20 protein-coding genes and 1 pseudogene are annotated in these 21,943 nt (G+C 69.3%); 10 read left to right on the top strand and 11 right to left on the bottom strand.

The features are described 5' to 3' along the window. The first annotated feature begins 103 nt into the window (after positions 1–103). A complete protein-coding gene (locus ACGFI1_RS11795; protein ID WP_392784954.1) occupies positions 104–1,009 on the top strand; it encodes a sucrase ferredoxin in 906 nt (301 codons plus the stop codon). A gap of 185 nt (positions 1,010–1,194) precedes the next feature. Continuing rightward, positions 1,195–1,491, top strand: a complete 297-nt coding sequence (locus ACGFI1_RS11790) for a WhiB family transcriptional regulator (protein WP_021600082.1) — start codon at positions 1,195–1,197, stop codon at positions 1,489–1,491. Positions 1,492–1,779: 288 nt separating this feature from the next. Here the strand turns inward: ACGFI1_RS11790 and ACGFI1_RS11785 are convergent, their stop codons facing one another. Genes ACGFI1_RS11785 through ACGFI1_RS11775 form a run of 3 tightly spaced genes read right to left on the bottom strand, consistent with a single transcriptional unit; the run spans position 1,780 to position 4,639 of the window. Further along, the gene (locus ACGFI1_RS11785) at positions 1,780–2,502 is read right to left on the bottom strand and encodes a phosphoribosyltransferase (RefSeq protein WP_386869906.1); all 723 of its coding nucleotides are present in this window, start codon (positions 2,500–2,502) and stop codon (positions 1,780–1,782) included. Positions 2,503–2,560: 58 nt separating this feature from the next. Further along, a complete protein-coding gene (locus tag ACGFI1_RS11780; protein WP_392784951.1) occupies positions 2,561–3,547 on the bottom strand; it encodes a phosphotriesterase family protein in 987 nt (328 codons plus the stop codon). 27 nt (positions 3,548–3,574) lie between these two features. Beyond that, the gene (locus ACGFI1_RS11775; protein ID WP_386869910.1) at positions 3,575–4,639 is read right to left on the bottom strand and encodes a YihY/virulence factor BrkB family protein; all 1,065 of its coding nucleotides are present in this window, start codon (positions 4,637–4,639) and stop codon (positions 3,575–3,577) included. 330 nt (positions 4,640–4,969) lie between these two features. Between ACGFI1_RS11775 and ACGFI1_RS11770 the strand changes: the two genes are divergently transcribed. The 6 genes from ACGFI1_RS11770 (at position 4,970) to ACGFI1_RS11745 (ending at position 9,028) form a co-directional block, all read left to right on the top strand. After that, positions 4,970–5,140 carry a hypothetical protein gene (locus ACGFI1_RS11770; RefSeq protein WP_386869912.1) on the top strand — a complete coding sequence of 57 codons (171 nt, stop codon included), beginning with the start codon at positions 4,970–4,972 and terminating at the stop codon, positions 5,138–5,140. 284 nt (positions 5,141–5,424) lie between these two features. Continuing rightward, the gene (locus ACGFI1_RS11765; RefSeq protein WP_386869914.1) at positions 5,425–7,092 is read left to right on the top strand and encodes a nitrite/sulfite reductase; all 1,668 of its coding nucleotides are present in this window, start codon (positions 5,425–5,427) and stop codon (positions 7,090–7,092) included. A gap of 14 nt (positions 7,093–7,106) precedes the next feature. Next, the gene (locus ACGFI1_RS11760; RefSeq protein WP_138640700.1) at positions 7,107–7,274 is read left to right on the top strand and encodes an Insertion element protein; all 168 of its coding nucleotides are present in this window, start codon (positions 7,107–7,109) and stop codon (positions 7,272–7,274) included. Further along, positions 7,271–7,981: a phosphoadenylyl-sulfate reductase gene (locus tag ACGFI1_RS11755; protein ID WP_392784948.1), complete on the top strand. Its 711-nt coding sequence runs from the start codon at positions 7,271–7,273 to the stop codon at positions 7,979–7,981. Before ACGFI1_RS11760 ends, ACGFI1_RS11755 begins: the two co-directional genes overlap by 4 nt. 11 nt (positions 7,982–7,992) lie before the next feature. Continuing rightward, a complete protein-coding gene (locus ACGFI1_RS11750; RefSeq protein WP_392785528.1) occupies positions 7,993–8,775 on the top strand; it encodes a sirohydrochlorin chelatase in 783 nt (260 codons plus the stop codon). Between the two features lie 37 nt (positions 8,776–8,812). Further along, positions 8,813–9,028: a hypothetical protein gene (locus ACGFI1_RS11745; protein WP_386869918.1), complete on the top strand. Its 216-nt coding sequence runs from the start codon at positions 8,813–8,815 to the stop codon at positions 9,026–9,028. 6 nt (positions 9,029–9,034) lie between these two features. Here the strand turns inward: ACGFI1_RS11745 and ACGFI1_RS11740 are convergent, their stop codons facing one another. After that, entirely contained in the window at positions 9,035–9,736 is a 702-nt protein-coding gene (locus ACGFI1_RS11740) for a DUF1707 SHOCT-like domain-containing protein (RefSeq protein ID WP_171069519.1), read from the bottom strand. 143 nt (positions 9,737–9,879) lie between these two features. Here ACGFI1_RS11740 and ACGFI1_RS11735 point away from each other — a divergent pair, with 143 nt between their 5' ends. Further along, on the top strand, positions 9,880–11,508 hold the full coding sequence (locus ACGFI1_RS11735; RefSeq protein ID WP_392784946.1) for an acyl-CoA dehydrogenase family protein: 1,629 nt from the start codon (positions 9,880–9,882) through the stop codon (positions 11,506–11,508). Between the two features lie 391 nt (positions 11,509–11,899). On the opposite strand, the gene ACGFI1_RS11730 is transcribed toward ACGFI1_RS11735, so the two are convergent. Beyond that, entirely contained in the window at positions 11,900–12,976 is a 1,077-nt protein-coding gene (locus ACGFI1_RS11730; protein ID WP_392784944.1) for a restriction endonuclease, read from the bottom strand. Positions 12,977–13,054: 78 nt separating this feature from the next. Between ACGFI1_RS11730 and ACGFI1_RS11725 the strand changes: the two are divergent. Further along, positions 13,055–13,290: pseudogene (locus ACGFI1_RS11725) on the top strand (hypothetical protein); the annotation flags it as partial. A gap of 234 nt (positions 13,291–13,524) precedes the next feature. Here the strand turns inward: ACGFI1_RS11725 and ACGFI1_RS11720 are convergent. From ACGFI1_RS11720 to ACGFI1_RS11695, 6 genes are all read right to left on the bottom strand, one after another. Continuing rightward, entirely contained in the window at positions 13,525–15,639 is a 2,115-nt protein-coding gene (locus ACGFI1_RS11720; protein WP_392784942.1) for a hypothetical protein, read from the bottom strand. 81 nt (positions 15,640–15,720) lie between these two features. Beyond that, entirely contained in the window at positions 15,721–17,895 is a 2,175-nt protein-coding gene (locus ACGFI1_RS11715; RefSeq protein WP_392784940.1) for an ATP-binding protein, read from the bottom strand. Further along, positions 17,892–18,449 carry a hypothetical protein gene (locus ACGFI1_RS11710; RefSeq protein ID WP_392784938.1) on the bottom strand — a complete coding sequence of 186 codons (558 nt, stop codon included), beginning with the start codon at positions 18,447–18,449 and terminating at the stop codon, positions 17,892–17,894. Before ACGFI1_RS11710 ends, ACGFI1_RS11715 begins: the two co-directional genes overlap by 4 nt. Before the next feature lie 1,293 nt (positions 18,450–19,742). Then, positions 19,743–19,943 carry a helix-turn-helix domain-containing protein gene (locus ACGFI1_RS11705; RefSeq protein WP_392784936.1) on the bottom strand — a complete coding sequence of 67 codons (201 nt, stop codon included), beginning with the start codon at positions 19,941–19,943 and terminating at the stop codon, positions 19,743–19,745. 52 nt (positions 19,944–19,995) lie between these two features. Continuing rightward, a complete protein-coding gene (locus ACGFI1_RS11700) occupies positions 19,996–20,766 on the bottom strand; it encodes a phosphoadenosine phosphosulfate reductase (RefSeq protein ID WP_392784934.1) in 771 nt (256 codons plus the stop codon). A gap of 170 nt (positions 20,767–20,936) precedes the next feature. After that, positions 20,937–21,926 carry a C40 family peptidase gene (locus ACGFI1_RS11695; RefSeq protein ID WP_392784932.1) on the bottom strand — a complete coding sequence of 330 codons (990 nt, stop codon included), beginning with the start codon at positions 21,924–21,926 and terminating at the stop codon, positions 20,937–20,939. Between the last annotated feature and the right edge of the window lie 17 nt (positions 21,927–21,943).

Genomic DNA, 21,943 nt, shown 5'->3' with positions numbered 1-21,943 from the left:
AGACTGAGACCTCCGTCACCCCTCCCGCCGCACCCCTCCAGGTTTGGCCGCGACCCGTTAGGTTACCCTTACCTAATCCATTGAAGATCGGCCGGGGGGACGAGTGACGCGGGGGAACGGCTGCGGGCACTGCCCGGGGAGCCACACGGGCGAGCGCCCGTGCCTGGCGAGCGCGACCGTGAAGGCGCGCGCCTGGCTGCTCGTCGAGCACCCCGGTCCGTGGCCCGAGAACGTCACCGACCTGCCCGGCGGCGACCCGGTGGGCGAGGCCGTGCGCGCCGCGAAGAAGGCGGGCGTCCGGCCGCAGCTGATCCGGCGGCCGGGGCGCCGCCGCGCCACCCCGCCGGTCCAGGTCTACGCCGCGTTCTCGCGCGGCGCCGAGGTCTGGATGGAGGGCCGCGAGCTGGCCGATCCGGCGGAGCTGGCGGGGCTCGACCTGGCCGCGCTCGCCGCCGGCCGGTCGCCGGGGCTCGGCCCGCGGGTGACGGAGCCGGTGCTGCTGGCGTGCACGCACGGGCGGCACAACGCCTGCTGCGCGCGCACCGGGGCGCCGCTGGCCCGGGCCCTCGCCGGGCGTTTCGACCGCCGCGTATGGGAAACCACCCATGTCGGCGGCGACCGATTTGCGGCGAATTTGGTGTGTCTTCCCCACGGGCTCTACTACGGCGACCTCGGCGAGACCGAGGCCGTGACGGCGGTGGACGCCTACCTGCGCGGCGAGGTCGTCCTCGACCGGCTGCGCGGGCGGGCCGGGACGCCCGAGCCGGCGCAGGCGGCGGAGCACTTCGTCCGCGCCCGGACCGGCGTCCTCGGGGTGGACGAGGTGACCGTGGAGTCGCTGACCGGAACATCTCGGTACGAAGCGGTCGTTACTGCTCGGGAGAGCCGTTACCGGGTGACCCTGGAGGCCGTCCAGCAGTCCGACCCCTGCGGCCCGGACTGCGGCGAGAACTTGCGAACCTATGTTGTTAGGGAACTCACCCTTCTCAACGAGGCGGCCCTCGTGTAATCTCTCTGAGGCCCCATTCGAGGGCCTCCGTGTCGCACGTCCCCAGGATTCCGGAGTAACCGGACGGGGAACAGAGCGGCAACTCCAGACGTTGGAACATTCGGCGCTTCTGACTCATGTCACCTGAAGCACGTCGAGCGTCCATGTCCCGTTTTTTGTTCGAAACCAATCAAGGTGGGTGTTCCATGGCTCAGGTACGTCGGCAGGCAAACCTCCCTCGTCCCAGCTGGGGCTGGCAGGACGCCGCGGCGTGCCGGGGGGAAGACCTCGTCCTCTTCTTCGGTCCCGACGGCGAGCGCCAGCCCGAGCGCGAGATTCGCGAGCGCAAGGCCAAGCAGATCTGCATGGGCTGCCCCGTCCGCACGGAGTGCCTGGACTACGCGGTGTCCCGGCCCGAGAAGTACGGCACGTGGGGCGGTCTCAACGAGGACGAGCGCGCGTCCGAGCGCCGTCGCCGGATGCGCCGCGCCAACGCCGCCTGACCGAGCGAGCGGGCAGGCTCGGAAACGCTCCCGACGCGATCCCCGGCATGCCACCTGAAAACGTCACGGCCCCGCCCCGCGGGGCCGTTTGCGTTGCCGGGGGTCTTGCCCCTCCGACCGGGTCGGGCCCGGTCGTCACATCTGCATCACAGATGGGTTACATCGTTCCACGACATTCCATCCGGGATGCTTTTACCGCAAACGACTCCGCGATGTGACCCATTCACCGAAATTCGGCGGCCGCCATTCCGGGCGCCGGCCGGGGCCGGCTCCCGGCGGCCCGCCGCCTCACCCGCCGTCCGGTCCGCCCGGGCCCCGCGCGCCGGACGCGGCCCGCTCCAGCCAGGCCGTCACGTCGGCGTCGGTCAGCTGCTCGAAGTCGCGGTACCACTGCCCCACGGCGCGGAAGTCCCACGGCGCCGCCGGGACGACGATGTCGTCCACCTCGGCCTCCAGCCCGTGGACGGTCTCCGCGGCGCCCACCGGGACCGCGAGCACCAGCCGGGACGGCCCGCGCTCGCGCATGGCCCGCACCGCGGCGCGGGCGGTGCCGCCGGTGGCCAGCCCGTCGTCCACCACGATCACCGGGCGCCCGGCGGCCTCCGGCAGCGGCCGGCCGCCCCGGTAGGCCGCGACGCGGCGGTCCAGCTCGGCGCGCTCGGCCGCCACCGTGCCCGCCAGGTCGTCCTCGCGCAGGCCGAGCCGGGCCAGCAGCTCGCCGTCGAACACCGGGGCGCCGCCCTCGGCGATCGCCCCGACGCCGAGCTCCGGCTGCGGCGGATAACCGATCTTGCGGGTCACCAGGACGTCGAGCCGGGACCCGAGCCGCCGCGCGACCTCGTACCCGACGGGGACGCCGCCGCGCGGCAGCGCGAGGACGGCCGCCCCCTCCAGGCCCAGGGGGACGAGGCGCTCGGCGAGCACGCGGCCCGCCTCGGTGCGGTCGGTGTAGGGGAGCCGGACGGTCTCCGCCCGCTGGAAGTCCCCTCGTGCGGATCTGTTCCAGGACATGGGGACCACCCCCTTCCGGGGTGTCCCCTACCCACTCACGGAGCCGTGAGGCCCTCGCTCAGGATCCGGCGAGCCACCGCAGGGGGTTGTCGCGCAGGATGGTGTCCAGCGTCGCCTCGTCGGCTCCGGCGGCGCGCAGCGCGGGCAGGAAGGTCTTGAACAGGTAGCCGAAGCCGGCGCCGCCGTAGCGGCCGATCTGCTCCATCCGGGAGACGCCGGTGCTCAGCAGCACCCGGTCGGCGTGCCCGGCCTCCAGCAGGTCCAGCACGAGCCGGACGCGGGCGCCGACGGCGTCCGGGTCGTCGCCCGCGAGGCCGAGCGTGCCGAACGAGACGTAGCCGCCCATCTCGGCGATCTTGCGGTGCTGCCCGGGGTCGTCCACCCGGTCCTGCTGGCCGACGGCCACGCGGTCGGGAGACAGCCCGGCGGAGGTGAGGATCTCCATCTGGGCGAGCCCGGACCGGCCGTACGTCGCGACGGACAGGCCGGAGTAGCGGGCCGCCCGCGCGGCGGCGCGCAGGCACAGCTCCTCGGTCTCGGTCGGCGACTCGCCCCAGGTGCCGATCTCGCCGATGACGCCGGGCAGGCAGTTGGTGCCGTCCATGCCGAAGCCGACCTCGGCGAGCAGCCGCTCCGCGAGCCGCTCGACGCCGGTCGGGCCGTCCGGGCCGGTCTCGGCGGCCAGCGTCTCCCGGACGAACGCCGGGTGGAACGGCTCGGTGAACACGCCGGTCCCGGCGACCACGGCGACCCGGGCGCCGGCGCTGATCCGGGCGAGCGCGGCGGCGTTGCGGCCCATGCCCGAGCACGTGAGGTCGACCACGAGGCCGAGCCCGTGCTCCTTGCGCAGCGCGGACAGCTCCCGCTGGACGGGCTTCTCCTCGTCCAGCCACCGGCCGGGGTCGGACTCGACCAGCTGGGGGCGCGCGGGCCAGCGCAGGTCCATCTGGAGGTGCTCGTGAGCGAGCACCGGCCCGGTGATCTCGGACGTCGCGATCGTGCCGGTCACGGTCCGCAGCCGGCGGGTCTCCTCACGAGGGGTCATGCCACGCGAGGTTACGACATGTTTAACCTATTCAGAGCCCTGTTCGGGGTTGTTTTTACCCGCGGCCCCCTGGTCGCGGGGCTCCTCCTCGGCCTGCGCCTCCCGCACGGCGCGCGCCCGGGCGGTGTCGCCGCTCGGCCAGAGCCGGTCGATCTCGGCGTTCAGCGCGGCCCCGATCAGCACCGCGAGCGCCGCCACGTACAGCCACGCGAGCACCGCGATCGCGGCGGCGAGCGACCCGTACACCGACACCCCGCGCAGCGATCCGGCCAGGTAGATCCGCAGGCCCGCGCTGCCGACGATCCAGATCAGCAGCGCCAGCACGGCGCCGGGCACCTCGCGCCACCAGGCCGTCCGCACCGGGACGCTCATGTGGTAGAGCAGCGCGAGGAACAGGATCGACAGGATCACCACCACCGGCCAGTACAGCAGCTGCACCGCCGGCGCGCTCTCCGGCAGCGCCTGCCGCACCAGCGCCGGCCCGGCCACCAGCATCGGGATGACGATCAGCATGACCAGCAGCCCGATGAGGTAGAGCACGAACGCGCGCGTCCGGGTGCGGATCACGCCGCGGACGCCGGACAGCCCGTAGGAGATGGTGATCGTGTCGACGTAGACGTTCGTCGCCCGCGACCCCGCCCAGAGCGAGATCAGGTAGCTGACGGACACGATGTCGGGGCTGCCGCCCCGGATCACCTCGTCGATCAGCGGGACGACGACCGAGTTGACCGCCGGCCCCGTCAGCGAGGTCTGCGCCTGCTCGATCACCCAGGTGCGGATCTCGGTCACGGTGTCGGGGCCGAGCAGGCCGCGCAGGTGGCCCATCGTGCCGATCAGCCCGATCACGAGGGGCGGCAGCGACAGCAGCGCGAAGAACGCGGCCTCGGCGGCGAGCCCGGTCACCCGGTACCGGAACGCGCCGACCGCGGTGCCCTTGACGAGGATCCAGCAGACGCGGGCGGCGGTGCGCAGGGCCGCCCGGGCGGTCGCGAGCGGGTGCGGGCGCGTCCGGGGCCTGGGGCCGCGCGGGTCCCGCTCGGAGTCGGAGTCCCCGGCCGAGGGGACGCCCTCGGCGTCGGAGACGGTCGTCACACCGCCCCACCGTAGAGCGTCGCGCGCCCGGAACATGCCGCCTCGCCCATTTCCGTGGTCGGCCACGTGCTTCCCCGGCCCGTGCGTCGCGTGGCGATCGCCTCCCCCGTCCGATCGTCTCCCCACCGGCCCGCCGCCCCGTACATGTCCTTGCCCATACCCGGTTGGACGGAGCGGAACGTCGTCCGGACCATGATCGTCCCGGTCCGGCCACGGGCGGGCGCATCCGCCCGTACCCGGGCGTGTCAGACCGCCGCCCGGACTCCTCTCGGGGGCCGCGCGCCGGAGCCGGGGCGCCGAGCACCGCGATCCATCGGTGACAATGGAGGCGTGATCTGCCAGTCCTGCCGCGAGCGCCGCCACGAGGAATGCCGTGGCGGCTCCTGGTGCGACTGCCAGCACCGGCCCCCGCCCGCGGCGCCGGAGCGCGACGGCGCGCCCGGCGGCCGCCCGGCCGGCGACGACGCCGAGCCCCGGGTGAACTGGCGGAGGCAGGGATGACCGCCCCCATGACACATCTCACGTGTCCGTATATCGGACGAGGCTGGACAGGCCGCGAGACGTCATGTCAGAGTCTGAGCATGACTGCTGCGGACCCCCTGCTGGCGAAGCGCCGGCACGTGGACTTCCTGCGCGTCCGCAGCGCGATCTGTCGGTGACGCCCCGACCACGCCCCCTGCTCAGCGGGCGCGTGGTGCATCGGCGTCACCTTTGACCTGATCCTGCTCAGCGTTGAGCCGGCCGTCTGATGCTGCCGGTGCGCTACGCGTCCCTCACGACCACAGATGAGGACGCGCGCCGTGCCACCCGCGATCAAGCGCAAGAAGGGCGAGGGCCAGTGGGCCCTCGGCTACCGCGAACCGCTCAACTCCACCGAGGAGAACAAGAAGAACGACGACGGGCTGAACGTCCGCCGCCGCATCATCGACGTCTACTCCAAGAACGGCTTCGACTCGATCGACCCGTCCGACCTGCGCGGCCGGTTCCGCTGGATGGGCCTGTACACCCAGCGCAAGCCCGGCATCGACGGCGGCCGCACCGGCGCCCTGGAGGACGAGGAGCTCGAGGACCGCTACTTCATGATGCGGGTCCGCATCGACGGCGGTCAGCTGAGCGGTCCGCAGCTGCGGACGATCGCCGACATCTCCACCCGGTACGCGCGCGGCACCGCCGACATCACCGACCGGCAGAACGTCCAGCTGCACTGGGTGCGGATCGAGGACGTCCCGGCGATCTGGGACGCGCTCGAAGCGGTCGGCCTGCACACGATGGAGGCGTGCGGGGACGTCCCGCGCACGATCATCGGCTGCCCGCTGGCCGGGATCGCGGCCGACGAGGTGATCGACGCGACCCGCGACCTGCGCGAGATCCACGACCGCTACATCGGCTCCCCCGAGTTCTCCAACCTCCCCCGCAAGTACAAGACGGCGCTGTCGGGCTGCACCTCGCACTGCACGGTCCACGAGATCAACGACATCGCGTTCGTGGGCGTGGTGAACGAGGCCGGCGAGACGGGCTACCAGCTGTTCGTCGGCGGCGGGCTGTCCACCAACCCGATGTTCGCGCAGAGCCTCGGCGTGTTCGTCAAGCCGGAGCAGACCAGCGAGGTCTGGCACGGCGTCACCTCGATCTTCCGCGACTACGGGTACCGGCGGCTGCGCAGCCGCGCCCGGCTGAAGTTCCTGATGAAGGACTGGGGCCCGGTGAAGTTCCGGGAGGTGCTGGAGAAGGAGTACCTCGGCTACGCCCTGCCGGACGGCCCCGAGCCCGCCGCGCCGCTCGCCCGCCGCGACCACGTCGGCGTCCACCCGCAGCAGGACGGCGACTACTACGTCGGGTTCGCCCCGCGCGTGGGCCGGGTGAACGGCGAGCTGCTCGGCGTCATCGGCGACCTCGCCGAGCGCTACGGCTCGGGCCGGGTGCGGACGACCATCGAGCAGAAGATGGTCATCCTCGACGTCCCGCGGGAGCGCACCGAGGCGCTCGCCGACGAGCTGGCGAAGCACGACCTGCAGGTCCGGCCGTCCACGTTCCGCCGCCAGACGATGGCGTGCACCGGCATCGAGTACTGCAAGCTGGCGATCGTCGACACCAAGCAGCGCGCCATGGACCTGGTCGACGAGCTGGAGAAGCGCCTGCCGGACTTCGACCAGCCGCTGACGATCAACGTCAACGGCTGCCCGAACGCCTGCGCCCGCATCCAGGTCGCCGACATCGGGCTCAAGGGCCAGCTCGTCGTGGACGAGAACGGCGACCAGGTCGAGGGCTTCCAGATCCACCTGGGCGGGCGGCTCGGCGCCACGTTCGGCAAGAAGGTCCGCGGGCTGAAGACCACCTCGGCCGGGCTGACCGACTACGTCGAGCGGGTCGTCCGCAAGTTCGACGCGCAGCGCGCCGACGGCGAGACGTTCGCCGACTGGGTGCAGCGCGCCGACGACGCCGACCTCAAGTAGCGGGCGGAGCACCGATGAGCGAGCGCATGGCGCCGTTCTACTGCCCGTACTGCGGCGAGGAGAACCTGGAACCGCGCGAGGAGCACGGTTCCTGGTTCTGCCCCGACTGCCTCCGTTCCTTCACGTTGAAGTTCCTCGGTGTCGGAGTCCCCGGCACCGCGAGCAAGGAGATCCCTCGGTGACCCTCCTGGAGACCGACAGACCCACCCTTGACCTCGAGGACATCGTCGAATCAGCCGCCGCGGCGCTGGAGGGCGCGCCCACGCTGGAAATCATCCGGTGGGCCGCCGCCACGTTCGGCGACCGCATCTGCCTCACCTCGTCCATGTCGGACGCGGCGCTGATCCACCTGGTGTCGAAGGTGAAGCCCGGCATCGACGTGCTGTTCGTCGACACCGGCTACCACTTCGCCGAGACGATCGGCACCCGGGACGCGGTCGAGGCCGTCTACCCGGTGAACGTCATCAACGTCACCCCGTCCCGGACGGTCGAGGAGCAGGAGGCCGCGCTCGGCCCCCGGCTGTTCGGCCGCAACCCGGACCTGTGCTGCCACCTGCGCAAGGTGGAGCCGCTCGGCCGCGCGCTGGAGGGCTACATGGCCTGGTTCAGCGGCATCCGGCGGGACGAGACCGCGAGCCGCCGCGACCGGAAGGTCGTCGAGTGGGACCGCAAGCGCGGCATGGTCAAGGTCAACCCGATCCTGGACTGGTCCCAGGAGGACATGGACAACTACATCGCCGACAACGGGGTGCTGGTCAACCCGCTGCACTACGACGGCTACCCCTCGATCGGCTGCGCGCCGTGCACCCGCCCGGTCGCGCCCGGCGAGGACCCGCGCAGCGGCCGGTGGGCCGGGATGGGCAAGACCGAGTGCGGCATCCACCTGTGAGCGCTCCCCCGATGGTCGCGGTCGCGCACGGGAGCAGGGACCCCCGCGCCGCCGCGACCGTCGCCGCGCTCCTCGACGCCGTCCGGGCGCGCCGCCCGGACGTCCCCGCGCACGCCGCGTTCCTGGACCACGCACCGCCCACACCCGCCCAGGTACTGGACGGCCTGGCCCGGAATGGTCGGTCGAGCGGAGCTCGTCGTTCGGTTGGTGGCGGGCGGGGGCTGGAGGACGGTGCGGTCGTCGTGCTGCCGCTGCTGCTCACCGCCGCCTACCACAGCAAGACCGACATCCCGGGCGTCCTGAACCGGGTGCGCGCCCTGCACCCCCGCCTGCGGCTGCGCACGGCGGCCACGCTGGGCCCGCACCCGCTGCTCATGGACGCCCTGGAGCGCCGCCTGCGGGACGCGGGCGTCGAGCCCGGCGACCCGGACACGGCGGTCGTCCTGGTCTCGGCGGGTTCGAGCGACGCGTCCGCGAACGCGACGATCGCCCGGCTCGCCCGCGACTGGCGGGCGCGTGGGTGGCGGGACGCCGTCCCCGCGTACGCGTCGGCGGCCGGCCCGAAACCGGGCGAGGCCGTGGCGGCGCTGCGCGAGGCGGGCGCCCCGCGGGTGGCGGTCGCGTCCTACTTCCTGGCGCCGGGCTACTTCGCCGACAAGGTCCGCGCGGAGGCGCTGGCCGCCGGCGCCGACGCTGTCTCCCCGGTGCTCGGCGCGGCCCCGGAGGTCGCGGAGCTGATCGTCCACCGCTACGACGAGGCGCTGGAGAGCGCGCGCCGGGCCGCCGCCGGCTAGACGTTCGGCGGCCCGCCGACCGGGTATGCGGGCCGCCATGGAACGCGACGACCTCGGCCACGAGCCCCGCGAGACGCACGACCGCGACTTCGCACCCGTGAACCGCCGCTCCGACGCCCGCGGCCGGACGGTGCCCGACGGGGAGGAGACCAGCGGCACGGGCACGCCCGGCGTCCGGCACGGGCATCCCGACGCGCTGCCGCCGGACGAGGCGGGCGTCGAGGACGCCGAGCGGCACGACGACAGCCGCTGACGCAGACTACCTGCGGTTCTGCCACCAGTCGGTGATGGCGCGGCGGACGGGCGCGTGGTGCTCGTCGTCGACGATCTTGATGTCGCCCATCACGGCGGTCGCGGTGACGCGGACGACCGGGACGCGGGCCCCCGGGTGCGGGTCGCGGACGTTGACCTTGCGGTCGCCGAGGAAGTTGTGGCCGGTCAGCTCGACGCTGACACCGTCCGGGACGATGATCTTGACGTCGCCCATCACGGCGGTCGCGGAGATCTGGACCTCACCGGTCGGCACCTGCGCGCCGCGCAGGTCGAGCTCGACGTCGCCCATCACCGACACCGCCTCCAGCGGGCCGTCGATGCGGCCGACGATGCGCTCCTTGCAGTCCCCCATGACGGCGCTGAACCTGCGCTTGACCTGCGGCGGCGCGGGGTTGGCACCGGGGGCGCCCATGCCGGGCAGGTCGGCGGTGATGCGTTCGAGGTCGCCGCGGCTGACCGCCGCGTAGGCGGCCTCGGTGCGCTCGGTCAGCTCCTCGAAGGTGAGCCGGCCCTCCACGGAGGCGACCCGCAGCCCCTCGACGACGGCCTCGCGCTCGGCGTCGGACGCCCGGATCGCGTCGGGCGCGGTCCTGGCGTCGCGCGGATCGGGCACGGAGTGGGCGTCCTGCCGCCGGGCCGGCGGGCGGCCGGGGCAGGGCCGCTCGGGCTGCGGACTGGACTGACTCATGATTCCGAAGGTATGCCCCCGGCGTGGCGCGACAATCCGCCGGGGGGACGAGATCGCCCCACCACTTCAGGAGGATGGACTCTCCACCACGGTACAGGCACCATCTCCAGGTGCCCCGAACGGGGTTCTGTATCCTGCGGGGCGTGGACACGCACGAGGTCGTCAACCAGGTGCCCCCGCTCACCGGGCACGACGTGGCCGACGAGGCCGTCCTGCTGGACGGGCTCGCGCGCGAGGGCGCCGGCTGGGCCGAGCCCGAGGTGCGCGAGCTGGGCCGCCTCGCGGGCACCGAGGAGGCCCAGGAGTGGGGCCGCCTCGCGAACGAGAACCCGCCCGTCCTGCGCACCCACGACCGGTACGGGCACCGGATCGACGAGGTCGAGTTCCACCCGGCCTGGCACGAGCTGATGACCGTCGCGGTCACGCACGGCCTGCACGGCTCCGCGTGGGCCGACCCCCGCGAGGGCGCCCACGTCGCACGGGCCGCGAAGTTCTACACGTGGCGCGTCGACGCCGGGCACGGCTGCCCCATCTCCATGACCTACGCGGCCGTCCCCGCGCTGCGCCAGTCCCCCGACCTGGCCGCGCAGTACGAGCCGCTCCTCGCCAAAAACGAGTACGACTACGGCCTGCGCGCCCCCCTGACCAAGAACGCGCTGCTCGCCGGCATGTCGATGACCGAGAAGCAGGGCGGCTCGGACGTCCGCGCCAACACCACGCGGGCCACCCCCGCCGCCGACGGCACCTACCGCCTCGTCGGCCACAAGTGGTTCACCAGCGCCCCGATGTGCGACGTGTTCCTCACCCTCGCGCAGGCGCCGGGCGGGCTGACCTGCTTCCTCGTCCCCCGCGTCCTGCCGGACGGGAGCCTCAACCCGCTGCGCCTGATGCGGCTGAAGGACAAGCTCGGCAACCGGTCCAACGCCTCCTCCGAGGTCGAGTACGCCGACGCGGTCGCCTGGCGGGTCGGCGACGAGGGCCGCGGCGTCCGCACCATCATCGAGATGGTCAACATGACCCGGCTCGACTGCGTGATCGGCGCCGCAGCCGGGATGCGGTACGGCGTCACCACCGCCGCGCACCACGCCGCGCACCGCAAGGCGTTCGGCAGGTACCTGATCGACCAGCCGCTGATGCGCAACGTCCTCGCCGACCTGGCGGTCGAGTCCGAGGCCGCCACCCTCACGATGCTGCGCCTCGCCGGCGCCACCGACCGCTCGGTCCGCGGCGACGCCGCCGAGACCGCGTTCAAGCGCCTCGCACTCGCCATCAGCAAGTACTGGATCTGCAAGCGCTGGCCCGCCCACGCCGCCGAGTCCCTGGAATGCCTCGGCGGCAACGGCTACGTCGAAGAGTCCGGCATGCCGCGCCTGTTCCGGGAGTCCCCCCTGAACTCCATCTGGGAGGGCTCCGGCAACGTCGCGGCTCTCGATCTCCTGCGTGCAATCCTACGCGAACCGCAGACGCTGGACGCCTTCTTTGACGAGGTCGACCTCTCCCGAGGAGCCGACAAGCGCCTGGACGCAGCCGTCAAGGACGCCAAGGAAACCTTCGCCGACACGGCGACAATCGAGTATCGAGCCCGCCGAGTAGCCGAGAGCCTCGCGCTCGTCCTGCAGGCATCGTTGCTGGTCAGACACGGTCACCCGACCGTAGCCGACACCTTCTGCGCCACCCGCCTGGCCGGCGACTGGGGCGCCGCCTTCGGCACCCTCCCGCCAGGCTTGGACGTCGCCCCGATCATCGACCGCGCCACCCCGAAACTCGGCTGACCCCACCCCCCAAGCCCAGCCACCAGAGCCCGCTAAGCCCACCTCACCAGCCTCACCACGACCGCCCCAAGCAAGATCATCCGCTAGCGAACTCGCTAGCAGCAGGCGAGTACCTCGCGCCAACCGCATCCAGCACAACCTCACACGACCCGACGCATGATTACACTCCGTAACATAGGGCCGCACTGCCGAAGGTCACGTTCACTCAGGACCCAGCAGCATGCCCAGACTCAACTTCTCGGCAGCCGACAGCCATCGCCAACGACCTGCGACAAGCCCGAGTCGCCCTCACATGCCGATGAGCGGACACAGCCCCGTGGCCGGCAGGAACCCGTCGGCTAATCGTGGGCACGTGTGGCTCCGGGGGCAGCCGCCGCTGTCGCGCATGTGTTCAGACGAGACCTCTGCAAATCCATTCTCTGTCTTCGATCCACAGGGGACCGAAGCTCGCGTTGAGCATCTTGATGAGAGTGGTGCCGTCGATGACTTCGAGTCGGCTGTCGTCAGAGGCCTCTTTATAGGCGCCGCGGGTAAATCTACTAATCGCGACTAGCACTCCACGGTTGGCGCCATGTCGGTCGATGACGCCGCGGAGTTGTCGCACCCACCTGACTCCGACGGGCGATGTGTGAGTCTTGCACTCGATCTCGACGACTTCGCATTGCCCTGGAGTTTTCCTGACAGCAATTACGTCGCGACCTCCGTCGCGCGACGGAGGTGTGAGTTCGACGCTGTAGCCGAGTTCCTTGTAGAGGGCTGCGACGAGCACTTCAAGTTCTCGAGGGCTGAGCCGGAACAGCGCTCCCGCACCTGTAGACAGGTCGTCGACCCAACGGGCCCGGATGATGGCGGCCGCATCCAAGAGCCCCTGTGAGCGGCCTTCCGGGCGGACCATGCGGTACACGTTCAGATAACCGGTGATGGCATCGATGGCTTGCTGTGGTGCGTGCGGTAGGAGGTCAAGTGCCCACCGGATGCTCGGGTGAGGTTTGGCGTTACCGCCCATCCACATCATCAGACGCCTGCGATACTCCGGCGGTAGGTAGTCCAGGGCAGAAAGGTCTTCGTGCACGTAAATGGCTTGGTGTAGGTGTTCACTGTCACCGCCGAAGCAAGATTCGTCGAACAGGAATAGCCTCAGCAAAGCAAGAACGTCGACTTCGTGACGGCTCGAGACAGTCTGCAGGTACTCGGCACGCAACTCGTCTGTAGGGAAGGACCACGCCTGTACTCCGGCACGGCGACGTTCCGTCCACTCCAGGAGTGTCTCATCATCTCCGGGCCCGTCACCATCATCGGGGTCGGTATCGTCGGATTCGAAGTGCTCGTAGCGCTCGTACGCACCCGACGGCAACACTGCCGCCAGCCATTCCTCCAGCCTGCCGGACCAATAGCTGCTGACGCGCGGCTCGGTCCCCGACTCCTTGAACTCTTCGCTCTGCTCAACCAGAGACAAACCAGTGCCCATGGGCATGAGTATGCATGCGGGGTATGACATTCCCAGGCTCTGGCGTCCATGTCGCCCACCGTCCTCAACGGCGACACGTCACTGCGCCACCGCACCAAGGCCACCAAGAGGCCCGGTTCGCGGGCCGCCGGCCTGGCCATGGCGTTCAAGCTCATCGAGTCCACCCAGACCCGATGGCGCGTGGTCAACGCACCCCACCTCGTCGCCCTCGTCCGCGCAGGAGCGCCTTCACCAACGGCAAGCTGGTCGAACGCCCCGACGAATACCCGACAACCGACCAGAAGCCGCCTAAGAATCTGATCCACAGGTCTTGACTATTGCTCTGGCCGCCATAGGTTGGCCGCACCAGGCGAACTCGGCCACCGGCCCCATCACGCACTAACGAAACGGGCGGGTTCTGAGGCAGCGTCTAAAGTCGAAGAACGCGACCGCGGCTACGTCCATGATCTCCTGAGACCGTCAAAGTTCTCCCGGACCCGTCAAACATCTGGTGGACTCTGTCCAAGATCTCGTGGAGCCGCATACCGTCAAACGGGCAGACTCACCCGCTACTTCATCTGCGATGGCTTGGTGCGGCTGCCGGGAACCTGGACGGTGATGATGTGTCTTGGAATCGGGTCGCCCTCGATGTCGAACTCGGTGTGACCGATGAGTGTGCTCAGGTGCGGCGGTGGGCCCGAAGCGTCGAACGCCTTGTGTCGCAGGGCGACGAGGAACCCGATACGGATGTCGGTGCCCTGGTAGGCGGCCGCCTGCTTGAGGTAGGCGGTCTTGTCGTCCATCGGGACCTTCGTTGAGTCCACCTTCATCTCGATGTGGATCGCGAAGCTGTCGAACTTGAGGCGAAGGTCGATACGCCCGCCGCCAACGTGCTGCACCTCGAACTCCGTGATGGACCCAAGCTCGGTGCTGGTGAGGTAGTCGTACAAGTTCAGGTGAATCGCATTTTCGTTCGCATCCGGATCGAACAAGAAGGGGTAGAGGTCGGATTGTGCGTTAGTTCGCGTAGTGACATACCTGATAATGAGCCGCAAGACGACGTCAACGGCAGCCGCTGCCTCACCGCGGTAGTCCGGGCTCGTCGCCAGGGCAGCGCGTACCGCGGTGTACACATCGCTCTCTACAAGGTTGAGGCTGTGCTTGCCAATGGTGGCGTTGTCGACCGCCCGGGCGAGCTCGGTCAGTACCGGTCCGCTCATTGCGCCGAGCTCGGTCGCCGCGACGGAGCCAGCCGGGGCGAGCTGGTCAAGTGGTGGCGGCAGAGTTATTGAAGCCATACCGCCGTCGCCTTTTCCCTGACCGGTGCCTCCCAACGCATGAGCTTTCGCAGCGGCCAGGACCGCACGGGCGGCATTGAGCTGCTCGGTGAGGGCACCTCGCCGGTCGTCGGCCGCTGCCACAACCTGCTGCTGGAGGGCGTCCGTATGGTCCTCTAGGTTGCTCAGGAGCCCGGCGGTCCTTGCGAAGCCAGATTCGATGACCGGCTGTACGAGCGTGAGCAAACCGTCGGCGTCCTCCTCTCGGCACACAACCGCTACCGAACGCGAGCCCATATAGATCTGCAGCAAGTCGTCGACGACGACCTCAGCCTTGTAGAAACTGTTGCGCGCGAACTCCACACGCAGCTTGCGGAGGTCGTCCGCGAGCCGGTTCCAGGCAAGAAGTGCGGCCCTCTTTGGGTCGCCGTACCAGTGGTTCAGGCCGCTAGAGGCGACGTTGAACCGACGGACGCGCTCGGCCAGGTCATCCAAGACCTCCGGCTCCAGTTGCGGCATTGCCAGTGCCTCAACGCTCGGCGGGACGCCCGACTCGTGGAGGAGACCACGCAGAACCTCGACGACACTGAGCAGTATGCCGGCGTCCTCGCGCCCGTAGGCGTCGTGGGCGACCTTCAGATATGCCGCAGATTCCTCCAGGTTCTCGGCCATTGCTGGTAGATCAGCGCGCAGGGCACGAACCAACTCGATCCCTGCCAGGACCCAAGCAGCGTCGGATGCGACATCGTCCGAGTCGATGTCCGCGCTGGTCTCTCCCTTTGACGAGTCCATGCCCGCGACGAGTCGGACGACACCGACGAGGCTGTCGGCGTGTGGCCATTGGTCGACGGCCGTGCCGACCGCCCGTATTACTGCTGTTCCAAGGGGCTTCGGCACCGGCGCAGTAAAGCGTTCCAAGATAGCGAGAAGCCCGAACGACGACCCTATTCCGGCCAAATTGAGCCGGGTGAGCGCCTCCAGGGCATCCGCCGCTCTTAGGGCGGTGCGGACATCCTGGTCCTTGAGGTCCCGAAACTCATCGACGATGCCCTCCAGCGACTTAGCCAAGGTCGCGCCGACGACGTAGAGGGCTGCGGGACTGCTGATCAGCATGCGCAGGCTGTCGCCGAAGATGGCAGGGCTCTCTGTTGCCGTTACCGCGGCAGCGACGGCGAGCAACGCGTCTGCATAGGCACCGGTCCGGTTGTCGGGGCTCGCGGCTGCACGCACGATCAGCCCGACGAACGGGACGAGCACCGGGCTGTCGGCGATCGCGGCACCGTCAGCGGCCAGGCGCTCCCATCCGCCGAGAGACGCTATCGCGTCCTCGCTTGGCGGCTGGCCCGGATTCGCCGCCAGAAGCGCCATCATGCCTTCAGTGAGGCTCGCGGACGGTTCGTTGCTCATGCGCCCCCTTCGGAGCCCGGCCTCTTATTACGGGATCAAGGCGGTGTGACGACAGACTCTCATGCACCAGCCCAGACTCGATCACCAGACATAGTTGTCGCCTTCGGCGACGACACGGTTGTCCTCGGGGAGCAGCTCGACGAGCGGGACAGCGTTGCGTGTCGCGACGAAGATCTGCATCTCGGCCTCTTCGGCGACCGCCTGGAGCGCTTCGACCATCGTTGCGATGTCCGACTCGGGCATCTCTTCGGCGGCCGGCGAGTCCAGGACGAGGAGGCCCGGATGCCTGCCGATTCTCTCTGCGTAGCCGTGCTTGATGAGGGCGATGGCGGTCGCGATCTTCACCCGGAGTTTTTCGCCGTTGGTGATACGCGAGTAGGTAACCGGCTCGCCGCCCTTGAGCATGGACATGTTCGCCGCGCCGTCGAGCCTGAGATTGCTGAGGCTGTCGGCGCCGAAACTTCTCGCAAGCCGCTCGATGTCGGCGGAGATCTTCAGCAGCAGGGGATCCTGACGGTCCTTCACCCACTTGCTCAACACCTGCTCGGCTGCGTCCGCGACCGCCGCGCGTACGGGGTCGACCGGGTCGACGGTGTTGGTGTCGCTCGACTGGGCCAACGCCGCGAGGGCGCCCTCGGCGCGCGCGAGTTCGAGTTCGAGGGTGCGGCGTGCGTCGATCACAGTGAGCAGGTCACCCACGCCCCCCGCCTTCGCCGCCGCTTCATCGCGCTGCGCGGTCAGTTCGCTAATCTGAGCGACCAGCGTCGCCCTGCCCGCCTCCGCCGCGGCGACGGCAGCCTCGGCTGCTTCGACTTCGTCCCGCGGCCCGTCGTCGGCCTCGGCCTCATTACCGCCGTCGGCAGCCGACCCCGCAACGAGCGCAGAGGCGACGTTCTCGGGCACCGACGCGGCGACAATGACGTCGGCCTTGAGAGCTTCGAGGTTGAGGTCGCTCGCGCAAACCGAGCACTCGTGCTTGTCGGGTTCAGCTGCCTGCCGCTCGTCCGTCACCTCCGCGGTGCAACGCGGGCACACCCTCGGCTGCATCCGATGGAAGAACCTCGTCGCGAGCGCGTCCTCGTAGCCGGTGTGGACGCGTGCCTTCGCCGTCTTGAGCTGCCGACGCGCGGTCTCGACGAGTGATACCTGCACGGTGAGCCGCTCCTGGAGCACATGCACCCGTCGTGAGAGGTCGGACGCACGGTTCGCGAACCGCAGCATCGCCTCAACATCAGGCGTCCCCACCGGAAGTGCCGCGAGCTTCGCCGTGACGTCGTCGACGGCCTCCTGCGCCCTCTCTCGATTCTTCTCCACGGCCTCGCCAGCAGCCTTCGCCTTCTCAGCTGCAGCAGACCGTTCAGTGTCCATCCCGCGACGCGCCGTTGTTGCAACAACCTGCGCGGGAGCCCAGTCGGTACCAACGAACATCTGCATCATCCGCACGCCGATGCTCTGCTCATTTCCCACAATCGGGTCGAGCTGATCGGCTCGCACGACGAACGAGCTGGAGTACGCCGGCCAGGCATGCACAAGTTTCTTCGCATCAGTCCAGACCGGAATGTGCTTCAGGCGCAGCCGGGCCATCATCAGCGAGCCCATGACGCCCTCGAAGTTGGAACCGTCAAACTCACCCAGGACAGTGGCCTTCTGGGGCGCGCCGACATCGCCGAGCTTGACGACCTGTCCCTTTGCTTCTCCGGCCTTGGCGTCGAAAGATACCTGCAACCGTTCGGCACCGACCGTCCAGTCGACCTCGACGTGCTCGATCCACCGTCGGATGTCGGGCTGGAATCGTGCGCACCGACCAGTCAGCGACCACATCAGGACGTTGAGGACCGTCGACTTGCCGCGCAGGTTACGGCCCGAGCCAATACCGTTGACACCCGTCCGCGGCTCCCACTCGAAGCTGAACGGGACCCGCACCAGCCGCACCCTGGGCTCGGCCGCGCCCCGTCTGCCTTCTCCGTCACCAGCGTCCTCGTCAACGCCGTCGGCCGCCCCAGCGTCGTCCCCGACGGGAAAGCCGTCCCCCTCCGCTTCGTAGCGCACGGCGTCCGAGTGCATGGGATCGAGCATCTTGGTGCCGCTGAAGTGAATGCGGGTGACGCGGAGTGGCACAGGGACGGCCTTCGTCGCCGAGGTCGGGACGCCGAGGTCGGCAAGGATCTCGTCGACCTCGACGGCGTTAAGGATGTGTCGCCGTCCCGTTCGCCGCCTTGCGAGGTTCTGGACAATCTCGTCCGCCAGAATGCTCACGCACCACCTCCACTATCGCCCACACCTTCGGCAGCCGCGCCCGCCGGAGCCGCCGTGATCGCCTGCAAGGCATCGAGCCGCTCTCGTACTCGTGGCGCAATTGGGGCGATGTCGAGCCCCAGTTCGGTGCCCGCGTAGGTGGCCTGCTGGTACTGCCGGTCCTTGAGACGCTGGCCGGCGTCATCGCCAGCGACCAGAGCCACAAGTTTCACCTGCCTGGAGTACCACCCCAACACGGGGTCGTCAGCAAGCTCGGCAGCCGCCTCCACACCATCCTGTGTCAAGTAGAACTGGTTACGCTGGCTCTTTTTCCCCGGCTGACCGGTGCGCCTCATGGTTGCCAGACTGTAGGTTTCTAGCAGTGCGAACGCGTCGTCGAGCTGCTCGTACGCGCCGAAGAACCAGCGCGGCATCGGGTACCAATGCAGATCGGGCTCGGCGTCATCCAAGAGCGACCGAGCAGTGTCCAGGTAACTGCCGGAGATCTTGGCGATCTCGACCATGGTCACCAGCTCGTCAGCAAGGTAGTCCGGATTCCGCATCCAGAAATCCATGGCTTGGAGCCTTAGCTCGCTACGGATAGCCTTCGCCGCACCTGCAGGATCACTATCAACGGCCGCCTCCCCGCACTCCGCGAGCAGAACAAGCAACCGGACGGCGTGCTGGGTCCGAGTAGCCGACGGCCGCCCCTCGGCTTCCACAGCCTCTGGGACATCAGCCATCGCACTCCACCGATCTTCGCAGTCGCACTGGGCTACTAGCAGTCGACGATACAGGCGATGTGACACTCTGTGTCGGCCTGTGTCGGCCATCCGAACTGCGGGACGATAGCGCTCGACCTTCGTGCGCGACCTGGCCACACCTCGACGGGGGCTTGGCACGCGCCACCTGGCGTTGTGCACTGAGACGCCCAGGCCACGAAATGGGACAACCGCCCTCGGCGATGATCGGCCGACGCGCGCCCGGTCGGTGATGTTGCCGACGAACAGCCCGCCAACGAGCGCAGCGACCTTGGCCACAATGGCCATTGCCCCCAAGCACGCACCCGCTTTCGTTCCAACACACTCTTCTGCCGCCAACCGGATGCTCGGTGGCGGTACTGAGCTTGAGACGCGGCTGCCGGAATTTCATTCGGGGATGCCCCGCGGCGTTGACCTTGCCCCCGAGGTCGAGGTTTAGCGTTGGACGAGGTGGGACACATGCCGGCATTCCGTCCCACCAAACCTGACGCATCTGCGAAGCGGAACGTCGCCCTCGCCGCCGGCCGAGGCTGGCACGCAGTGTGAAGCGCCCATCCCGGCGAAGTGGACCAGCTCGCCAGCACCGACGAGCCGGTCGGTGACCAGATCCAGAGCGGTAAGGGTGACGATGCCACCGGCTGGCCGCGCCGAGGCGGTGACAAAAGGTCGTCGCTGAGGATCTGCCCTGGGTCGCCTCGCGCCATGCGGACCAGTCGTCGAACGCTCCTCACCGGCCCGCCGACGAGTCATCTTCCATTACCAGGCCGTGGCCAGATGACTCACCCCCATCAGATTGGCACGCTCGCGGAGTTGTAGCCGATCGATCGTCAGTCGGCGATGGCGCGGCCGGCCACACGCAACGCTGGTCAATCTGGTTACCGGAGGCCCCGCCGGTCCGGTGAGCTGACTTGCTCGAAGGGTTCCACGAACCCGACGCCTCGCGCGCGGGTGGGCTGGTTCCGAAACACTCAACCTGCCTTGCGATGGCCAACACGAGCAGGGCGGCAGCACCCGTGCGCCTACCGTCCTGTTCGTTATGCGCGGGGCCGATCCTGTCCTTCCAGCTGGTTTCAGCTTGGACGTGTGTGTCGATGTTTCTTTTCTGCGCTACAGGGCGTCAAGGAGCGCTAGGAGGGCGGCTGTAGGGACGCGGTAGCAGGTGCCGATGCGGATTACCTTGCAGGGGAACTGGTCGTTCTTGGCGAGTTGGTAAGCGTAGGTGCGGGAGAGGCCAAGGGCCCTTGCGGCGGTGACGATGTCGACGACGGCAGGGAGCTCAGCGAGGTCGGCGTGCTTGAGTGGCTGCATGATTGAGCCTCCGTGGAGTCGAGTCTTGCAGTTGCTAGATAGCTGCTGGGGGTCAGATAAAGCACCAGCCGCTATCGCAGATGCCGTCGCTGTCCTCGAAGGGAAGAGTGTCCGCTTCGGGAGTGACGTTGGCGAGGGGTGCGTTGTAGCGGGTGAGGTAGACGGGGTCTTTTCCGAGGACGTGGCGGTGTTGGTTGATGGTGTTCTCCAGGTGGCAGGCCTTGGTGAAGAGGGCTGGTTGGGTGCGGCGCATGTCTTGCCAGGCGGTGAGGCGGTGGAAGGGGCAGAACCAGCAGGCGGATTTGGGTGGGACGGGCAGGCCGGCTGAGCGGATGATGCGGGGGCAGTCGGCGCGGCGGATGGGGAGGTCGTAGACGATGCGTTCGTAGGGTTCGTGACGGTGGGTGTTGGCGCGGTGGATCTCGTCGAGGCTGATACCGATCGCGATGGTGGCGGGGTTGGTGGGATTGGCACCGTGGGCTTTGAGCCAGCGGCCGATGACGCGGATTTTGAAGTCGGCGGTGCAGGAGCGGGCGCCGGAGGCGCCGTTGCTCATGCGGACGGGGATGGGGATGGATCGGGAACCTTCACGCATGAGGCGGCCGTAGAGGGTCTCGGTGGTGCCCTCGCGGCGGATGCGGCGCAGTTCGCGTAGGTCAATGTCGTGGGCGGCGGCGTATGGGGCGGCGTGGTCGCGGATGTAGGCCAGGGTTGCGGGGTATTCGGAGTCGTCGCCGAAGTTGGCGAACAGGAAGGTCTGGAAGTCGATGCGTCCTTGGGCGGCTAGGACGAGGGGCGGCGGTGGATTGCCAGCCGCCGCCATGGCTGAAGGCGCGGATCGGCCTACACGGCGGTGGCTCTTGGTCTTCTTCAGTGGTGAAGGTGTCTTCGGATGGCGGCCGTTGGAGGCCTGGCGGGAATAGGCGCGGGGGTTCCTGGGTGGGTGTAGGTCACGGTTGGGGTTCCCGTGGTGGTGCAAGGGCGGTCCTCCGGTCAGATCTGGGCGGTGCGGGGTGTGGTGGGGCGGGTGGCGCCGATGTATTGGCGTTCGCGGTAGGGGTTGCCGGTGAATTGGGAGATGCGGACGACGTCGCCGGTGTGGGGTGCGTGGATCATGCGGCCGGAGCCGTAGTAGATGCCGACGTGGTGGATGGTGGCGGGGGCGTTGGGGTTGGTGGCGAAGAACAGCAGGTCACCGGGTTGGAGTTGGGTTCTGGGGATGTGGGTGCCGGTGTTGTATTGGTCAGCGGCGACGCGGGGTAGGCGGATGCCGGCTTGGGCCCAGGCGTATTGGGTGAGGCCGGAGCAGTCGAAGCCTTTGATTCCGGTGCCTTGGGCGAAGCCGTAGGTGGGTCCGTTGGGTCCGCCGCCGCCCCAGGAATAGGGGGTGCCGAGCCAGCGCAGGGCGGCGTGGACGGCGGTGGTGCCGCGTCGGCTGGTGGTGGGGGTGGCGTAGCGGGCGGCTTGGGCCAGGACGTTGCGGACGTAGGTGGCGGAGTGGTTGTAGTGCCAGATCGCGCGGCGCAGGTGTGTTCCGCCTTTGCCGGCGTGGTTGGCGCACAGGTAGCGGGCGGCGCCGTGGATGGCGTCGGCGGGGTTGTAGCGGTCTTTGCGGCCGTCGTGGTCGGCGTCGACGCCGTAGGCGGTCCAGGTGGCGGTGAGGAATTGCATGGGGCCGCCGGCTCCGGCGTGGTTTTGGCCGGTGTGGACGCCGGGGGCGGTGGAGCGGCCGTGGTCGGATTCGGTTTTGCCGATGGCGGCCAGGACGTTCCAGGGCAGGCCGGGGCAGGTGTGGGCGGCGTCGAGGTACCAGCGCAGGTAGGCCGGTGGGATGTCGCGTTTGGCTTCGGCGGTGGGTGCGCCCGCCAACCCTGAGGCGGCGCCTGCGGCCGGGTTGCGGTCGGCGGCCAGGACGAGCAGGCCCAGCGGCAGCGCGAGAGTGAGGGCGGCGGCGCACGCGGTGGTGGAGGTGGCGGCCTTCACCGGCTAGGCCGCCGGGG

The sequence above is a fragment of the Actinomadura geliboluensis genome (genome assembly GCF_043197915.1).
In the GTDB taxonomy this organism is placed as follows: domain Bacteria; phylum Actinomycetota; class Actinomycetes; order Streptosporangiales; family Streptosporangiaceae; genus Spirillospora; species Spirillospora geliboluensis.
Note: the sequence above shows the minus strand (reverse complement) of the source record. Positions and strands in the feature narration are given on the sequence as shown.